17 protein-coding genes are annotated in these 15,431 nt (G+C 53.9%); 10 read left to right on the forward strand and 7 right to left on the reverse strand.

What is annotated here, in order from left to right; translation table 11 throughout:
• Positions 1 to 344: 344 nt before the first annotated feature.
• From ugpB to ugpQ, 5 genes are read left to right on the forward strand one after another with little or no spacing between them, the layout of a single operon-like run.
• Positions 345 to 1,661, forward strand: a complete 1,317-nt coding sequence (gene ugpB / locus B880_RS0123805) for a sn-glycerol-3-phosphate ABC transporter substrate-binding protein UgpB (protein WP_017349969.1) — start codon at positions 345 to 347, stop codon at positions 1,659 to 1,661.
• 58 nt (positions 1,662 to 1,719) lie between these two features.
• Positions 1,720 to 2,610, forward strand: coding sequence for a sn-glycerol-3-phosphate ABC transporter permease UgpA (gene ugpA, locus B880_RS0123810; RefSeq protein WP_017349970.1), 891 nt, complete (start codon positions 1,720 to 1,722; stop codon positions 2,608 to 2,610).
• The gene (ugpE, locus tag B880_RS0123815) at positions 2,607 to 3,452 is read left to right on the forward strand and encodes a sn-glycerol-3-phosphate ABC transporter permease UgpE (RefSeq protein ID WP_017349971.1); all 846 of its coding nucleotides are present in this window, start codon (positions 2,607 to 2,609) and stop codon (positions 3,450 to 3,452) included. The genes ugpA and ugpE overlap by 4 nt, the downstream gene beginning before the upstream one ends.
• On the forward strand, positions 3,453 to 4,526 hold the full coding sequence (locus B880_RS0123820; RefSeq protein WP_017349972.1) for a sn-glycerol-3-phosphate import ATP-binding protein UgpC: 1,074 nt from the start codon (positions 3,453 to 3,455) through the stop codon (positions 4,524 to 4,526).
• A 2-nt stretch (positions 4,527 to 4,528) separates the two neighbouring features.
• Entirely contained in the window at positions 4,529 to 5,266 is a 738-nt protein-coding gene (gene ugpQ, locus B880_RS0123825; protein ID WP_017349973.1) for a glycerophosphodiester phosphodiesterase, read from the forward strand.
• Here the strand turns inward: ugpQ and B880_RS0123830 are convergent.
• On the reverse strand, positions 5,263 to 5,556 hold the full coding sequence (locus B880_RS0123830; protein ID WP_017349974.1) for a DUF2756 domain-containing protein: 294 nt from the start codon (positions 5,554 to 5,556) through the stop codon (positions 5,263 to 5,265). The two genes, ugpQ and B880_RS0123830, sit on opposite strands and share 4 nt — an antisense overlap.
• Positions 5,557 to 5,738: 182 nt before the next feature.
• Here B880_RS0123830 and ggt point away from each other — a divergent pair, with 182 nt between their 5' ends.
• The gene (gene ggt, locus B880_RS0123835) at positions 5,739 to 7,481 is read left to right on the forward strand and encodes a gamma-glutamyltransferase (protein ID WP_026042879.1); all 1,743 of its coding nucleotides are present in this window, start codon (positions 5,739 to 5,741) and stop codon (positions 7,479 to 7,481) included.
• A gap of 157 nt (positions 7,482 to 7,638) precedes the next feature.
• Here ggt and B880_RS25540 read toward each other — a convergent pair whose 3' ends face one another.
• Complete coding sequence (locus B880_RS25540) at positions 7,639 to 8,046, reverse strand: endonuclease domain-containing protein (RefSeq protein WP_036646759.1); 408 nt, start codon at positions 8,044 to 8,046, stop codon at positions 7,639 to 7,641.
• A gap of 97 nt (positions 8,047 to 8,143) precedes the next feature.
• Positions 8,144 to 8,656, reverse strand: a complete 513-nt coding sequence (locus B880_RS0123840) for a GNAT family N-acetyltransferase (protein ID WP_017349977.1) — start codon at positions 8,654 to 8,656, stop codon at positions 8,144 to 8,146.
• A 319-nt stretch (positions 8,657 to 8,975) separates the two neighbouring features.
• Here B880_RS0123840 and gntR point away from each other — a divergent pair, with 319 nt between their 5' ends.
• The 3 genes from gntR to gntU all read left to right on the forward strand — a co-directional run bounded on the left by gntR (position 8,976) and on the right by gntU (position 11,983).
• Positions 8,976 to 9,971 (forward strand): gluconate operon transcriptional repressor GntR, encoded by a 996-nt coding sequence (gene gntR, locus B880_RS0123845; protein ID WP_026042880.1) that lies wholly within the window; start codon positions 8,976 to 8,978, stop codon positions 9,969 to 9,971.
• Between the two features lie 133 nt (positions 9,972 to 10,104).
• The gene (gntK, locus tag B880_RS0123850; protein ID WP_017349979.1) at positions 10,105 to 10,638 is read left to right on the forward strand and encodes a gluconokinase; all 534 of its coding nucleotides are present in this window, start codon (positions 10,105 to 10,107) and stop codon (positions 10,636 to 10,638) included.
• Between the two features lie 4 nt (positions 10,639 to 10,642).
• On the forward strand, positions 10,643 to 11,983 hold the full coding sequence (gntU, locus tag B880_RS0123855) for a gluconate transporter (protein WP_017349980.1): 1,341 nt from the start codon (positions 10,643 to 10,645) through the stop codon (positions 11,981 to 11,983).
• A 15-nt stretch (positions 11,984 to 11,998) separates the two neighbouring features.
• Here the strand turns inward: gntU and B880_RS0123860 are convergent, their stop codons facing one another.
• The 4 genes from B880_RS0123860 to B880_RS0123875 form a co-directional block, all read right to left on the reverse strand.
• A complete protein-coding gene (locus B880_RS0123860) occupies positions 11,999 to 12,331 on the reverse strand; it encodes a DUF805 domain-containing protein (RefSeq protein WP_017349981.1) in 333 nt (110 codons plus the stop codon).
• Positions 12,322 to 12,753 carry a hypothetical protein gene (locus B880_RS0123865; protein ID WP_017349982.1) on the reverse strand — a complete coding sequence of 144 codons (432 nt, stop codon included), beginning with the start codon at positions 12,751 to 12,753 and terminating at the stop codon, positions 12,322 to 12,324. Before B880_RS0123865 ends, B880_RS0123860 begins: the two co-directional genes overlap by 10 nt.
• On the reverse strand, positions 12,750 to 13,337 hold the full coding sequence (locus tag B880_RS0123870) for a hypothetical protein (RefSeq protein ID WP_017349983.1): 588 nt from the start codon (positions 13,335 to 13,337) through the stop codon (positions 12,750 to 12,752). Before B880_RS0123870 ends, B880_RS0123865 begins: the two co-directional genes overlap by 4 nt.
• Positions 13,338 to 13,482: 145 nt before the next feature.
• Positions 13,483 to 14,076, reverse strand: coding sequence for a YhgN family NAAT transporter (locus B880_RS0123875; RefSeq protein ID WP_017349984.1), 594 nt, complete (start codon positions 14,074 to 14,076; stop codon positions 13,483 to 13,485).
• A gap of 215 nt (positions 14,077 to 14,291) precedes the next feature.
• Here B880_RS0123875 and asd point away from each other — a divergent pair, with 215 nt between their 5' ends.
• Positions 14,292 to 15,401, forward strand: a complete 1,110-nt coding sequence (gene asd, locus B880_RS0123880; protein ID WP_017349985.1) for an aspartate-semialdehyde dehydrogenase — start codon at positions 14,292 to 14,294, stop codon at positions 15,399 to 15,401.
• Positions 15,402 to 15,431: the final 30 nt, after the last annotated feature.

Consider the following 15,431-nt stretch of genomic DNA (forward strand, 5'->3'; position numbering starts at 1 on the left):
CGCACGAACCCAACCCGCACTATCCCAACTGGAACGCACGAATACCGCCCGCACCATCTGCGACTGGAACGCACGAATACTGCCCGCACCATCTGCGACTGAAACGCACGAACCCAACCCGCACCTTGCCAACCTGAAGCGCACAAACCCAACCCGTCCTCCCTGCACAGAGAAATGTGCTGAAACGTGATGAAACATAAGCTTTTCTTAAGCTGGGCGGTGATTTTCTGTGTGTCATATCTCGGTCACATTTCAGTTATTTTTCTATCATATTTGCGTGTCATGTTACTTCGCGAACAAAAAATGCGTGAATTCGCGCGTACCTACCTGCACAGGAAAACAATATGTCCGTGTTTACTTTTCGTCGTGGCTTGATGAGTGTCCTACTGGGAATGGCGGTAAGCGGCAATGCGCTGGCTGCCACTGAAATTCCTTTCTGGCACTCAATGGAAGGCGAGTTAGGCAAAGAAGTTGATTCTCTGGCGCAACGTTTTAACCAGACGCACCCAGACTACAAAATCGTACCTGTCTACAAAGGCAACTACGAACAGAGCCTGGCGGCAGGTATTGCGGCAGTTCGTACCGGTAAAGCACCGGCCATTTTACAGGTTTACGAAGTGGGCACCGCCACCATGATGGCGTCTAAAGCCATCGTCCCGGTACATGACGTGTTTAAAGACGCAGGCGTGCCAATGGATGCCAAACAGTTTGTGCCAGCAGTCGCAGGTTACTACAGCGACAGCAATGGCCAGCTGATCTCTCAGCCGTTTAACAGCTCCACGCCGGTGCTCTACTACAACAAAGACGCGTTCAAAAAAGCGGGTCTGAATCCGGATCAACCGCCGAAAACCTGGCAGGAACTGGCGAAAGATGCCGATGCACTGCGCAAAGCGGGCATGACCTGCGGTTACGCCAGCGGCTGGCAAGGCTGGATCCAGATCGAAAACTTCAGCGCCTGGCATGGCCTGCCAGTGGCAACGAAAAACAACGGCTTCGATGGCACTGACGCCGTACTGGAGTTCAACAAACCGATCCAGGTGCGTCACATCCAGTTGCTGGAAGACATGAACAAAAAAGGTGATTTTACCTACTACGGCCGTAAAGATGAGCCAACCGCCAAGTTCTACAACGGCGACTGCGGCATCACAATGGCTTCATCCGGTTCACTGGCCGACATTAAACACTACGCCAAATTTAACTTTGGTGTCGGCATGATGCCGTACGACGACACCGTGCCAAATGCACCACAGAACGCCATCATCGGTGGAGCCAGCCTGTGGGTTATGAAAGGCAAAGATGCCAACACCTACAAAGGCGTTGCTGAATTCATGCAATTCCTTGCCCAGCCGGATATCGCAGCAGAATGGCACCAGAAAACCGGCTACCTGCCGATTACTACCGCTGCCTATGAACTGACGAAACAGCAGGGCTTCTACGACAAAAACCCAGGTGCTGACATTGCCACGCGTCAGATGCTAAACAAAGATCCTCTGCCATTCACCAAAGGTATGCGCCTCGGCAACATGCCGCAGATCCGTACCATTGTGGATGAGGAACTGGAAGGCGTCTGGACCGGGAAACAGTCACCACAGACTGCACTGGATAACGCGGTAAAACGCGGGAATGAACTGCTGCGTCGTTTCGAACAGCAGGTGAAATAATCCGCCTTCAGGGCCAGCCGCTGCTGGCCCTGCATTTTCAGGTTTACGGAACTCGCCTATGTCCTCCTCTCGCCCGGTGTTTCGCACCAGCCCGCTGCCCTACTTGCTGGTACTGCCGCAACTGATTATTACTGCGATCTTCTTCCTCTGGCCTGCCGGAGAAGCACTGTGGTACTCGCTACAGAATATCGACCCGTTTGGCATCTCCAGCACCTTTGTCGGTCTGGAAAACTTCAAACGGCTATTCAGTGATGGCCTCTATCTCGACACCTTCTGGGTCACCATTAAATTCAGTGCGCTGGTCACAATTTGCGGCATGGGCTTCTCTTTGCTGCTGGCCGCGCTGGTGGACTACGTCGTCAGACTGAAAAAACTCTACCAAACCCTGTTCCTGCTGCCGTACGCCGTTGCGCCGGTGGTGGCGGCAGTAATGTGGATGTTCCTGTTCAGCCCTGGCCTCGGGCTCATCAGCTACATCCTCAATAACCAACTGCACTACAACTGGAACTTCGCCCAGAACAGCGGGCAGGCGATGTTCCTGGTGGTACTGGCGTCCATCTGGCAGCAGATGAGCTACAACTTCCTGTTTTTCTTCGCTGCATTACAGTCGATCCCGAAATCACTGGTGGAAGCGGCAGCCATTGATGGTGCCGGACCAGTGCGGCGCTTCTTCCAGCTCTCATTGCCGTTAATCACGCCAGTGAGCTTCTTCCTGCTGGTGGTCAACCTGATCTATGCCTTCTTTGACACCTTCCCGGTGATCGATGCGGCCACGGGCGGTGGCCCGGTACAGGCGACAACCACGTTAATCTACAAGATTTACCGTGAAGGATTCACCGGCCTCGACCTCTCCTCTTCAGCGGCGCAGTCAGTGGTACTGATGCTATTAGTGATTGGCCTGACGGTATTCCAGTTCCGCTTTGTCGAGCGTAAGGTGCGTTACCAATGATTGAAAATCGTCGTGGGCTGGATATCTTCAGCCACACTCTGCTCATTCTCGCTTTACTGGCGATCCTGTTCCCGCTGTATGTGGCGTTTGTCGCGGCAACGCTGGACAACGACGCGGTATATCGGGTGCCGATGACGCTGATCCCTGGAACGCATCTGTGGGAAAACATCTCACGCATCTGGACACAGGGCGTGAACGGCAGCGGCCCTCCATTTAGCATCATGTTGTTAAACAGCGTACTGATGGCGTTGGGCATTACCGTGGGCAAAATCACCGTTTCGATGCTCTCCGCCTTTGCGCTGGTATGGTTCCGTTTTCCACTGCGCACGCTGTTTTTCTGGCTGATCTTCGTCACGTTAATGCTCCCGGTTGAAGTGCGTATCTTCCCGACTGTGCAGGTGATCGCCGATCTCAACCTGCTCGACAGCTACAGCGGCCTGACACTACCGATGATGGCTTCGGCTACCGCGACCTTCCTGTTCCGCCAGTTCTTTATGTCACTGCCGGATGAATTAATTGAAGCGGCACGCATAGACGGCGCTGGCCCAATGCGCTTCTTCCGTGATGTGGTGCTTCCGCTGTCGAAGACCAACCTCGCAGCGCTCTTCGTCATTACGTTTATCTACGGCTGGAACCAGTATCTCTGGCCGCTGCTGATCGTCAGCGATCCTCATCTGGGCACGGCGGTGGCGGGGATCAAAAGCATGATCTCCACCAGTGGATCGCCCACCCAGTGGAACGAAGTGATGGCAGCAATGTTATTAACCCTGATCCCGCCCGTGGTGGTGGTAATGGTCATGCAGCGCGCCTTTGTGCGTGGCCTGGTGGAGAGTGAAAAATAAATGGCAGCGGTAACCCTTCAGACAGTAACCAAATCCTATGATGGTAAAAACCAGATCATTCAACCGCTGGATATCACCATTAACGACGGTGAATTCATGGTGATGGTCGGGCCTTCCGGCTGCGGTAAATCCACGCTGCTGCGCATGGTCGCCGGGCTGGAACGCGTCACCTCAGGCGATATCTATATCGACAGCCAGCGTGTGACGGAGATGGAACCGAAAGATCGCGGTATTGCGATGGTGTTCCAGAACTACGCGCTCTATCCGCACATGACGGTGGAAGAGAACATGGGCTACGGCCTGAAAATTCGCGGCATGAGCAAAGCGCAGGTACGCGAACGGGTGGTCGAGGCGGCGCGCAGCCTGGAGCTGGAACCGCTGCTCAGCCGTCGCCCGCGCGAACTCTCTGGCGGGCAACGTCAGCGTGTGGCGATGGGACGCGCCATTGTGCGTGAGCCTGCGGTATTTCTGTTTGATGAACCGCTATCGAACCTGGATGCCCGCTTGCGCGTACAAATGCGGCTCGAGCTGCAACAGCTTCATCGCCGTCTGAAAACCACCAGCCTCTACGTCACCCACGACCAGGTGGAAGCGATGACGCTGGCGCAGCGGGTGATGGTCATGAACAAAGGGATCGTCGAGCAGGTCGGTACGCCCGTCGAAGTCTACGAGAAACCGGCCAGCCTGTTTGTTGCCTCATTTATTGGTTCCCCGGCGATGAACCTGCTCAAAGGGCAAATCAGCCAGGCGGGCAGCCATTTTCAACTCGATGCACAGCACGCGCTGCCGCTGGGCGAAGGGAAAACCCGCTGGGCTGGACATGAAGTGACGCTGGGCATCCGCCCGGAGCATATTCAGGTCAGCAGCCGCGAAGCGGGGGGAATCCCAATGGAAGTCGAAACGCTGGAGATCCTCGGCGCAGATAACCTCGCCCACGGTCGCATTGGCAGCAGCCGTCTGGTGGTACGCCTGCCACATACTGAGCGGCCTGCGGCTGGCAGCGTACTGTGGCTGCATCTGCCGCAGGATGCGTTACACTACTTCGACTCAACTCACGGAAAGCGTCTGGATTAACTATGCAAAACTGGCCTTACCCGCACATTGTCGCCCATCGCGGTGGCGGCAAATTAGCCCCGGAGAACACCCTCGCGGCGATTGATGTTGGCGCAGAATATGGCCATACCATGATCGAGTTTGATGCCAAGCTATCGCAGGATAATCATATCTTCCTGCTGCATGACGACACGCTGGACCGCACCAGCGATGGCTGGGGCGTGGCCGGTGATTTACCGTGGAATAAACTGCAACAGTTGGATGCAGGCGGCTGGTACAGTGCGACTTTCAGCGGCGAGCGGCTGCCGGAGTTGGCCGCCGTGGCGGCACGTTGCCTACAGCATGGCATGATGGCTAACATTGAAATTAAACCGACGACCGGCGTGGAAACTGAAACCGGGCGGCAGGTGGCGCAGGCGGCACGTCAGTTATGGCAAGGGCAAACCGATCCGCTGCTCTCCTCGTTTTCCTACGAGGCGCTGGAAGCTGCGATGCAGGCTGAGCCCGATTTACCGCGCGGTCTGCTGCTGGACGAGTGGCATGACAACTGGGAAGAGATGACCTCCGCCCTGAAGTGCGTCTCGCTGCACCTGAATCATCGCCTGTTAAATGCTGAGCGTACCGCGGCGATCAAACAGGCCGGGCTGAGGATTTTGGTGTACACCGTCAACAGCCCAGAGCGTGCCAGTGAGCTACTGGCATGGGGCGTAGATGCCATCTGCACCGATCGCATCGACATCATCGGCCCCGACTTCCGTTAATTCTGCTTATGCCCCGGCTGTGAATTAATAATGCGCTGCCGGGCGCTATCACGGTGTTCCTGCATTTTGCGCTGCAACTGCTGTTGCTCCTGCTGTTGTTGCTGTTGCAGCCGCAATTTCTGCTGTTGCTGCTGTACCTGCATCTCATTTTGCATCCGCTGCTGGCTGGGGTTGGTATAGCCAGGGCGATTTGGATTATTCAGATTATTGGCGTTATCTGAAGGGTTCAGCATACTTGCCATGCCGCTGAGTGGCAGCAGCGCGGCCAAAATAATCAGCCATCTTTTCATCAGATTTTCTCCTCAATCGCAGCCGCACCCAAGGTCGACTACTGATACCAGTTTAGACCTTCACAATCTTCGCCTCTCCAGGAGTACACCTAAATCTGGCGAAGCGGCAAACATTTTGCTTTATTTATAAAGAGTTGAATAAATCTAACAAAGTGTAAACAACTGAAAAGGGCGAGGAAGGGATGAGAATAAGGACAACATTACGCCAGCTGAGCTGGTGCGCATTGATGAGCTTTACGGTTATTCAAGGGGCGCTGGCCGCTCCACCGCCGGTTTCCTATGGCGTCAACAGTGATACTTTTCATCCGGTCACCGCTCAGCATGGCATGGTGGCTTCTGTCGATGCGATGGCGACGCAGGTTGGGGTGGATATCTTGCGCCAGGGCGGCAATGCGGTAGATGCGGCGATTGCCGTAGGTTTTGCCCTGGCAGTTACGCACCCCCAGGCGGGTAATCTTGGTGGCGGCGGTTTTATGCTGCTGCGCACTGCTTCCGGCCACACCACCTCTATCGACTTCCGTGAAATGGCACCGGCGCGGGCCAGCCGCAATATGTTCCTCGATAAGCAGGGTAATGCTGACAGCAAATTGTCGCTGACTTCGCATCTCGCCTCGGGCACGCCGGGCACCGTGGCAGGCTTTGCCTTAGCGGCACATGAGTATGGCACCCTGCCGTTGAGCCGTCTGCTGGCTCCCGCGATTCGCCTGGCGCGTGACGGCATTATCGTCAACGATGCGTTGGCGGATGATCTCAAGACCTACGGCAAAGAGACGCTGATCCACTATCCCAACAGCAAGGCGATTTTCTACAAGGCCGATGGATTGCCGTACCAAAAAGGCGATCGACTGGTGCAGAAAAATCTGGCCCATAGCCTCCAGTTGATTGCCCAACAGGGGCCAGATGCCTTCTATAAAGGCGTGATAGCCAGCCAGATTGCCCAGGAGATGGCCGAGCACAATGGCCTGATTGGTAAGGCCGATCTGGCGGCTTACCGTGCCGTGGAGCGCCAGCCAGTCAGCGGCAGTTATCGCGGTTATCAGGTCTATTCGATGCCACCGCCGTCTTCCGGTGGGGTACACATTATTGAGATCCTGAATATCCTCGAAAACTTTGACCTGGCAAAATGGGGCTTTGGCAGCGCCGATGCGATGCAGGTGATTGCAGAAGCGGAGAAGTATGCCTATGCGGATCGTTCGGAGTACCTTGGCGATCCCGATTTCGTGCATGTGCCGGTGAAAGCCCTGACCAGCAAGGCCTACGCCAAAACCCTGGCTCAGCAGATTGATGTGGCAAAAGCGCGTCCGTCGAGTGAGATCAAACCCGGTAAGCTCGAACCCTATGAAAGTAATCAGACCACGCACTTCTCGGTGGTGGATAAAGACGGAAACGCCGTTGCGGTGACTTACACGCTGAACACCTATTTCGGTAGTGGGGTTGTCGCAGGCAACAGCGGGATTCTGCTGAACAACGAAATGGATGATTTCTCGGCCAAGCCAGGGACTCCGAATATTTATGGTTTGGTGGGCGGGGAAGCCAATGCCATTCAGCCCGCGAAACGTCCGCTCTCATCGATGTCGCCCACCATCGTGGTGAAAGATGGCAAAACCTGGCTGGTCACCGGTAGCCCAGGCGGCAGCCGTATTATCACCACCGTGCTGCAAATGGTGCTTAACACCATTGATTTCGGCATGAACGTGGCGGAAGCGACCAATGCGCCGCGCTTCCATCACCAGTGGCTGCCAGACCAACTGCGTGTAGAAAAAGGCTTCAGCCCGGATACGTTGCGCCTGCTGACGGACAAAGGGCAACATGTGAAAGTCCTCCCTGCTATGGGCAGTACGCAGAGCATTATGATTGGCCCGGATGGCACTCGTTACGGTGCTTCCGATCCACGCAGCGTGGATGATTTGAGCGCGGGGTATTAAACCCTCACCCTAACCCTCTCCCTGGAAGGGAGAGGGGACCGTTAGTGCGGCTATTTGAGTCTCTGCATCAGACTGCAGGTCTGTCAGCTCAGGCACTGTGTTCACTCTTCAGTTCAGGCACTGTGTTCACTCTTCAGTTCAGGCACTGTATTCATCCTTAATCAGCGGACTGACTCCCTCTCCCGCCTGCGGGAGAGGGCTGGGGTGAGGGCAAAGACGTATCATGGGAATCCAGTGCGCGCCATATCTCCTGAAGCACAACATCAAGGCAAGTGAAAACTTCATGGTTCCAGAAACGTAAAACAGTCCAACCACATCTCTGTAAATAATCACTCCTGGCCTTGTCGTACCGCTTATTCGCTTCTTCGTTGTGTTGACCACCATCCAACTCAATAATCAGCCTGTGGGCAATACAAGCGAAATCAACAATGAACGGTCCAATTGCATGCTGACGACGGAATTTTTTCTCGGCTAAATGGCGATTTCGTAAGTGATACCAAAGGACGTTCTCTGCCCTGGTCATTGAAGCACGTAACGCTTTACATTCTGATTTATGAATCCGCATTGCCACTGACCTGCTCAGAAAATCTTCATTAAACCCATCTGGAAAGTGAATACCAACCGGGGTTAATTTTTCTGAAGCAGGCTCGCATTAAAACTGGCTACGTCATCGGGAGTTCACTTGTGCGCAAACGCGCCATGTAAAACGCATCCACCCATACCCCGTGGCGCATTGCGTATTGTCTGGCTGTGCCTTCCACCGCAAAACCAAACTGTTGATACAACGCGACTGCCGCCTCATTGTCGGTAAATACCGTTAGCTCAATGCGGCTTACCTGGAGCCAGTTGTCACAGAGGTCAACAATCGCGGCCATTAGCGCTTTGCCCACCCCCTGCCCACGGAAAGCTTCATCCACCCCGAGCCCAAACGTAGCTGTGTGGCGGCGGCGTGCGGTTGCCACCACCTCTAGCGTTATCTGGCCCACCACCCGATCGTCAATACAGGCCACCAGCGAGTGTACGCCGGGACGCAGATTGGCAATGCGCTCTTGCCACAACTGGGAGGCAGGGAAGGGAAGCTGTAGCGTATTAGCCTGCGTATCTGGCTGGCTGTAAATATGCTGCAACGCGGGGGCATCAGTGGGTAAAACGTGACGAACGGTGATTGGGCTCAACGGGCTTCTCCTTGCACTTTGTGGTGAAAATCCCCTTTAACATCAAGGGTTTTACTTGATTGGTTAAATGAAAATAAATCTCAAAAAGACTTTACAGACGCGAATGATAATGATTATTATTGTCACGCGTTCTCGGGGAGTCTCCTGACAGACCCAGAAGGCACGACATTGCTCACATTGCTTCCAGTATTACTTAGCCAGCTCGGGTGCTGGCTTTTTTTTTGCCTGCAATTTACTCCCGCCACAGATGAGCTCCATTACGTTTTCGCCTGGTTTTTAATGCTAAACTCGCGACAGAACCGTATAACGAGCCCTGACCATGAAGAAAAAAAGACCGGTTTTACAGGATGTTGCCGATAAGGTCGGCATTACAAAAATGACCGTTAGCCGTTATCTGCGTAACCCTGAATCAGTATCGCTGGCGCTACGGGATAAAATCGCCGCTGCGTTGGATGAACTGGGGTATATCCCCAATCGCGCACCCGATATGCTCTCCAATGCCACCAGCCGGGCGATTGGCGTGCTGTTGCCCTCTCTGACGAACCAGGTCTTTGCCGACGTGCTGCGCGGCATTGAAAGCGTCACGGATGCGGCTGGCTACCAGACGCTGGTGGCGCACTTTGGTTATAACGCCGAAAAAGAGGAGCGACAACTGCGCTCTCTGTTGGGCTGGAACATTGACGGTGTCATCCTCAGTGAGCGGACCCATACCCCTGGCACATTACGTATGCTCGAAGTTGCCGGTATTCCGGTGCTGGAGCTAATGGACTGCGTCACGCCCTGTCTCGATATGGCTGTGGGCTTTGATAACATCGAAGCGGCACGCCAGATGACCCACGCAATTATCCAGAAAGGCCATCGTCATACCGTGTATCTCGGGGCACGCCTGGATGAGCGTACGTTACAAAAGCAGCGTGGCTATGAGTTGGCCATGTGCGAAGCCGGGCTACAGCCGAACAGCGTGATGATGGAGGCGGCTTCTTCATTCTCCGCAGGTGGCATTCTGTTGCGTGAAGCACAGCGCCGCCACCCACAAACAGATAGCCTGTTTTGTACCAATGATGACCTTGCCGTTGGGGCGATGTTTGAATGCCAGCGACAGGGATTGGCGATCCCACAGCAGATGGCGATTGCCGGCTTCCATGGCCATGATATCGCGCATGTGATCACGCCCCGACTGGCAACAGTGGTGACCCCCCGTGAACGCATGGGTTGTGAAGCGGCTTCGTTGCTGCTGGCGCGTATCGCTGGAGAACGAGATTCGCCACAGCCACTTGATGTTGGTTTTGAGATAACGGTCGGGGAGAGTATCTGACGCGTTGTTTTATGACGTAGCTCACATATTCACCTTTTTCCCGGTAAACTTGTTGCCTCTCGGCAGGTGGCTCCTGACAATGGCCCATCGTTTGTTATCGGTAACATTAATCGTTATCTGCCGGAGCTGATACATGACTACGCACGCGTCTTCTCATCATGTTTTTGTTTTAATGGGTGTTTCAGGCAGCGGCAAGTCCGTCGTTGCCAGCCAGGTCTCTCATCAACTGACTACGGCCTTCCTTGATGGGGATTTCCTCCATCCACGCGCTAACATCCTGAAAATGGCGGAAGGCCATCCACTGGATGATAACGATCGCCAGCCGTGGCTCGAATCCCTGAATGATGCTGCCTTCGCGATGCAGCGTACCCAGGCCATTTCTATCATCGTCTGCTCAGCGCTGAAAAAGCGTTATCGCGATATTCTGCGTAAGGGCAATGAAAACCTGAGCTTTATCTATCTCAAAGGGGACTTCGATACCATCGAAGAACGCCTTAAAGCGCGTAAAGGTCACTTTTTCAAGCCACAGATGCTGGTCACGCAGTTCAACACGCTGGAAGAGCCCGGTAGTGATGAAGAAGATGTGCTGGTAGTAGAGATTAATGCCTCGATTGAACAGGTGGTTGCCTCAACGGTTGAGACCATTAAAAGTGTGGTAGGTCGCTGATAACATGAATACCGCAACGTTAGTGTTAACAGCAGCAGGCTCAGTGCTATTGCTGCTGTTTTTAGTGATGAAAGCCAGGATGCACGCCTTTGTGGCATTGATGTTGGTTTCGGTGGGGGCAGGCCTGTTTTCCGGCATGCCACTGGACAGCATTGCCGACACTATGCAAAAAGGCATGGGCGGTACGCTGGGCTTCCTGGCCGTGGTGGTGGCGCTGGGTGCCATGTTTGGCAAAATTCTGCATGAAACCGGTGCAGTCGATCAGATAGCCATTCGTATGCTGAAAAGCTTTGGTGAACACCGTGCGCATTATGCGATGGGGGTTGCCGGGTTGATTTGTGCACTGCCGCTGTTCTTTGAAGTGGCCGTGGTTCTGCTTATCAGCATTGCTTTCGCTGTGGCGCGTCGTACCCAGGGCAATCTGGTTAAACTGGTGATCCCACTGTTTGCTGGTGTCGCGGCTTCAGCGGCGTTTCTGTTGCCAGGGCCTGCACCCATGCTGCTCGCGGCACAGATGCACGCGGATTTCGGTTGGATGATTCTGCTGGGACTGTGTGCGGCCATTCCAGGTATGCTGATTGCCGGTCCACTCTGGGGCAGCATTATTTCGCGCCATGTGACTTTCTCCTCTCCGCCAGAAGATAAGCAGCCAGATGTTGATGCTGCCCAACTGCCGTCGTTTGGTTTTAGTCTGTCGCTGATCCTGTTCCCGCTGATTCTGGTTGGCTTGAAGACCATCGGTGCCCGCTTTACCGAGCCAGGCTCACGTCTCTATCAGTGGCTGGAGTTTATTGGTCATCCCTTTATTGCGATTTTACTCGCTTGCCTGCTGGCCATTTACGGTCTGGCTTATCGTCAGGGCATGAGCAAAGAGAAGGTGATGCAGGTGTGTGGCAGCGCGTTGCAGCCTGCGGGCATTATCTTGCTGGTGATTGGTGCCGGTGGCGTATTTAAGCAGGTGCTGGTGGATTCAGGTGTTGGCCCGGCGCTAGGACATGCGTTGATTGGTGCTGGCCTGCCGATTGCGTTGGCCTGTTTTATTCTGTCTGGTGCCATCCGCATTATTCAGGGTTCCGCTACCGTGGCCTGCCTGACCACTGTGGGTCTGGTCATGCCGGTGATTGAGCCTCTGGCCTACAGCGGTGCGCAGTTGGCTGCACTCTCCATCTGTATTGGCGGCGGTTCAATTATCTTCAGTCATGTGAATGACGCTGGTTTCTGGTTGTTTGGCCGTTTTACCGGGGCCAGTGAGGGGGAAACCCTGAAGACCTGGACGATGATGGAGACTATTCTCGGTACTACCGGTGCCATTGTTGGCATGGTGGCATTTGAGCTGCTCTCCTGATGCACAGCCCGCCGGTTAACCGGCGGGTTTTTCTTTGGCAGAAGCGGGAAAGGCGAGAAAAGGGAATAGCAGATAAGGTGCAACCAGCAGTAACAGCACCACACCTCGTGAATAACCTGCATCATTGATTCGGCGACTGCCGCAGGCCAGGGTAGGCAGCACAAACAGCAGCAGGGGGATAAAACCAATCTCATCATCCCCGGCGGCAAACCCCTTCAGATACAGACAAAACCAGACCACCTGAAAAACCACAAACACCAGATAGCTGGCGCGGGCTTCCCGACCACTGTAGTTAAACGTGCGCAGGAAACCGTGCTTGATGGGGTTGAGTAGATCGGTTAACGCCATTTTTTTCGTATCACCGTAAACAGAATGAAAGCCACTACGCTGGCGACCAGATAGGCGATGGCAATCGGCTGATTGTCGATATTCATCAATTCTGTGGTTCCCGCCAGGTCACCCGCAGTTTGCCAGGCGAATAATTTACAGGCGAGCAGCAGCAGCAGAATATTAGCGACAAAGAACAGCGCACTAAATGCGATCTCTTTTCCGGGCTTATAGATAGCCAGTTTCCTGAAAATAGCCTCAGTAATCACATAATAAAGCAGATAATAAATGGCTGAAAACAGCGGGGCGATCAAAATGCTGCGAATATCGCTAATGGTTCCGGCGAAATCACTGAGGAAAATACTGGCTGCCTGATTGTAAGAGAGGTAGCCAAAAATAAGAAACAGCGCGCCGAATACCAGACGACCAGGCGATATTCTCATTTTTTCTCCTTCAAGGTGGCCAGTTGGCGCATTAGCGCCGGAAGTTCATGCACCGGATCAACCAGCTTTATCTGCTTAGTCTGCAAGTCATATTTTGCCGCTGCGGTTGGGTCACCTTTGCCACCTTCCGCCATGACAAAACTGGCATCAGCCCGGCCATAAATATTCACGTTGGGCACCGGATCGCTGCCATAGGCCAGAATTTTACGCGTTGGTAAGGTGTACTCTTTGGTGAGAAAACCGGGGATATTTTTTGAATCCATACCGGCTACTGAGAGTGGTGTAGCGCGAAAACGCGAGCCCGCATAGGCCAGTGCGAAGTGGGTTTCATTATCCGCCGCATTTTTCTGCACCAACTGCGCGCCAGACAGGATTTTAATCCGTTGCCACAACGTTGCGCTTTCCGGGGTGATTTTTTCCCCTTCGAAATAAACGTCCTGTTTACGATAAAGCTGATATACCATTTTGTGAACCTGAATCATCGATGCACCGACACCGTGCCAGCTGGGGGCATCGCGATTATAGAGCCGCTCAACAATAATGAATATTCCTGTTCCTTTATACGATTCGATATTATCCGTCACACACACCTCCTTGGTTGGCGGGGATTATATCGAACGGATTTAAATATTTACAACCCTTAACAATGATGACGCCAGATTCGGAATGTTCCTAATTCCCAATGCGAAAACGATCACACTTTGTGACTGGCCGTCCCTGGCCATACATTCATATTTTGAGATAGGCGCGAATACCGTCGAGGAACATTTGTGTCGCCAGCATGATCAATATCAGCCCCATCAGGCGTTCCAGCGCATTAACGCCTTTATTACCCAGCAGGCGCAGGAACAGGCCGGAGAGCAGCAGGATGCTGACCGTAATGCCCCAGGCGAGCAGCAACGCGCCGACCAGGTGCCCCATCTGGTTGGGATATTGATGTGAGAGCAGCATCAGGGTCGCTAACAGCGAAGGGCCAGCAACCAGCGGGATGGCGAGCGGCACCAGGAAAGGCTCTTCACCCGCTGGCAAGCCAGTGCTGCTGCTCTCCTCAGACGGGAAGATCATTTTGATGGCTATCAGGAACAGAATGATGCCGCCAGAAATGGAGACCGTTTCGGTGCGCAGGTTGAGAAACTGCAAAATGCGCTCGCCAGCAAACAAGAAAAGCAGCATTAACACCAGGGCAATCAACATTTCGCGGATCAGCACGATGCGACGGCGTTTGGGTTCCAGATGTTTCAAAACCGACATAAATATCGGTAAATTGCCCAATGGGTCCATAATGAGCAATAAAAGCACGGTTGCAGAGATCATTTCAGTCATATGTTTTCCTGTCCTCCCGGACGCGGTGCGGCATCATTAGCAATGCTGCTGAAAAAGTCGGGCCAATCGAATTAATTCACTTGCCAGAAATGCTGCATTTTGTAGAGTTGACTGTCACAGGTAAATCTTATGATCAACAGAGCGCGATGAATACCTCATTGCGTTCTTTCCCACAGGTAAAGGTCAGGCGCGAATGCGCCAGAGACGGACACGACATGAAGAATGTAGGTTTAATTGGTTGGCGTGGTATGGTCGGCTCCGTGCTGATGTCCCGCATGAGCGAAGAACGTGATTTTGATGTGATCAATCCGGTCTTCTTCTCCACCTCGCAACATGGCCAGGCAGCGCCCGATTTCGGCGGCAAGCATAATGGTACATTGCAGGATGCGTTTGACATTGAAGCGCTGAAAGCCCTGGATATCATCATTACGTGCCAGGGTGGCGATTACACCAGTGAAGTCTATCCAAAGCTGCGTGCAAGCGGCTGGAATGGCTTCTGGATCGATGCGGCTTCGACGCTGCGTATGAAGGATGATGCGATCATCATTCTGGATCCGGTCAACCAGCAGGTGATTAGCCAGGGTATCGATAAAGGCATCAAAACCTTTGTTGGCGGTAACTGCACCGTGAGCCTGATGTTGATGTCTCTGGGCGGCTTGTTTACCAATAACCTGGTTGAGTGGGCGTCTGTCGCGACTTATCAGGCGGCTTCTGGCGGTGGTGCTCGTCATATGCGCGAACTGCTGACGCAGATGGGCATGCTGCACGACCACGTAGCGAAAGACCTGCAAAACCCGGCCTCAGCGATTCTGGATATCGAACGTAATGTGACCGCATTTACCCGTTCCGGTACGCTGCCTACCGATAACTTCGGTGTGCCACTGGCGGGTAGCTTGATCCCATGGATTGATAAGCAGCTGGATAACGGCCAGAGCCGTGAAGAGTGGAAAGGCCAGGCTGAGACCAACAAGATTCTTGGCAGCTCCAGCATTATCCCGGTTGATGGCCTGTGTGTGCGCGTTGGTGCACTGCGCTGCCATAGCCAGGCATTTACCCTGAAGCTGAAGAAAGATGTTCCGCTGGCAGAGGTTGAACAGCTGCTGGCAGCGCACAACGAGTGGGTCAAAGTGGTACCAAACGACCGCGATATCACCGTGCTTGAACTGACCCCAGCGGCAGTGACCGGCACGCTGAGCACGCCTGTTGGTCGTTTGCGTAAGCTGAACATGGGCCCGGAATACCTTTCGGCCTTCACCGTTGGCGACCAGTTGTTGTGGGGTGCGGCTGAACCACTGCGCCGCATGCTGCGTCTGCTGGTGGGTTAATTCCCGCTACATCCACTCCCCAGTTGTGGG

Origin of the sequence: Pantoea sp. A4 (assembly GCF_000295955.2) — a bacterium.
Classification (GTDB): Bacteria; Pseudomonadota; Gammaproteobacteria; order Enterobacterales; family Enterobacteriaceae; genus Pantoea; species Pantoea multigeneris.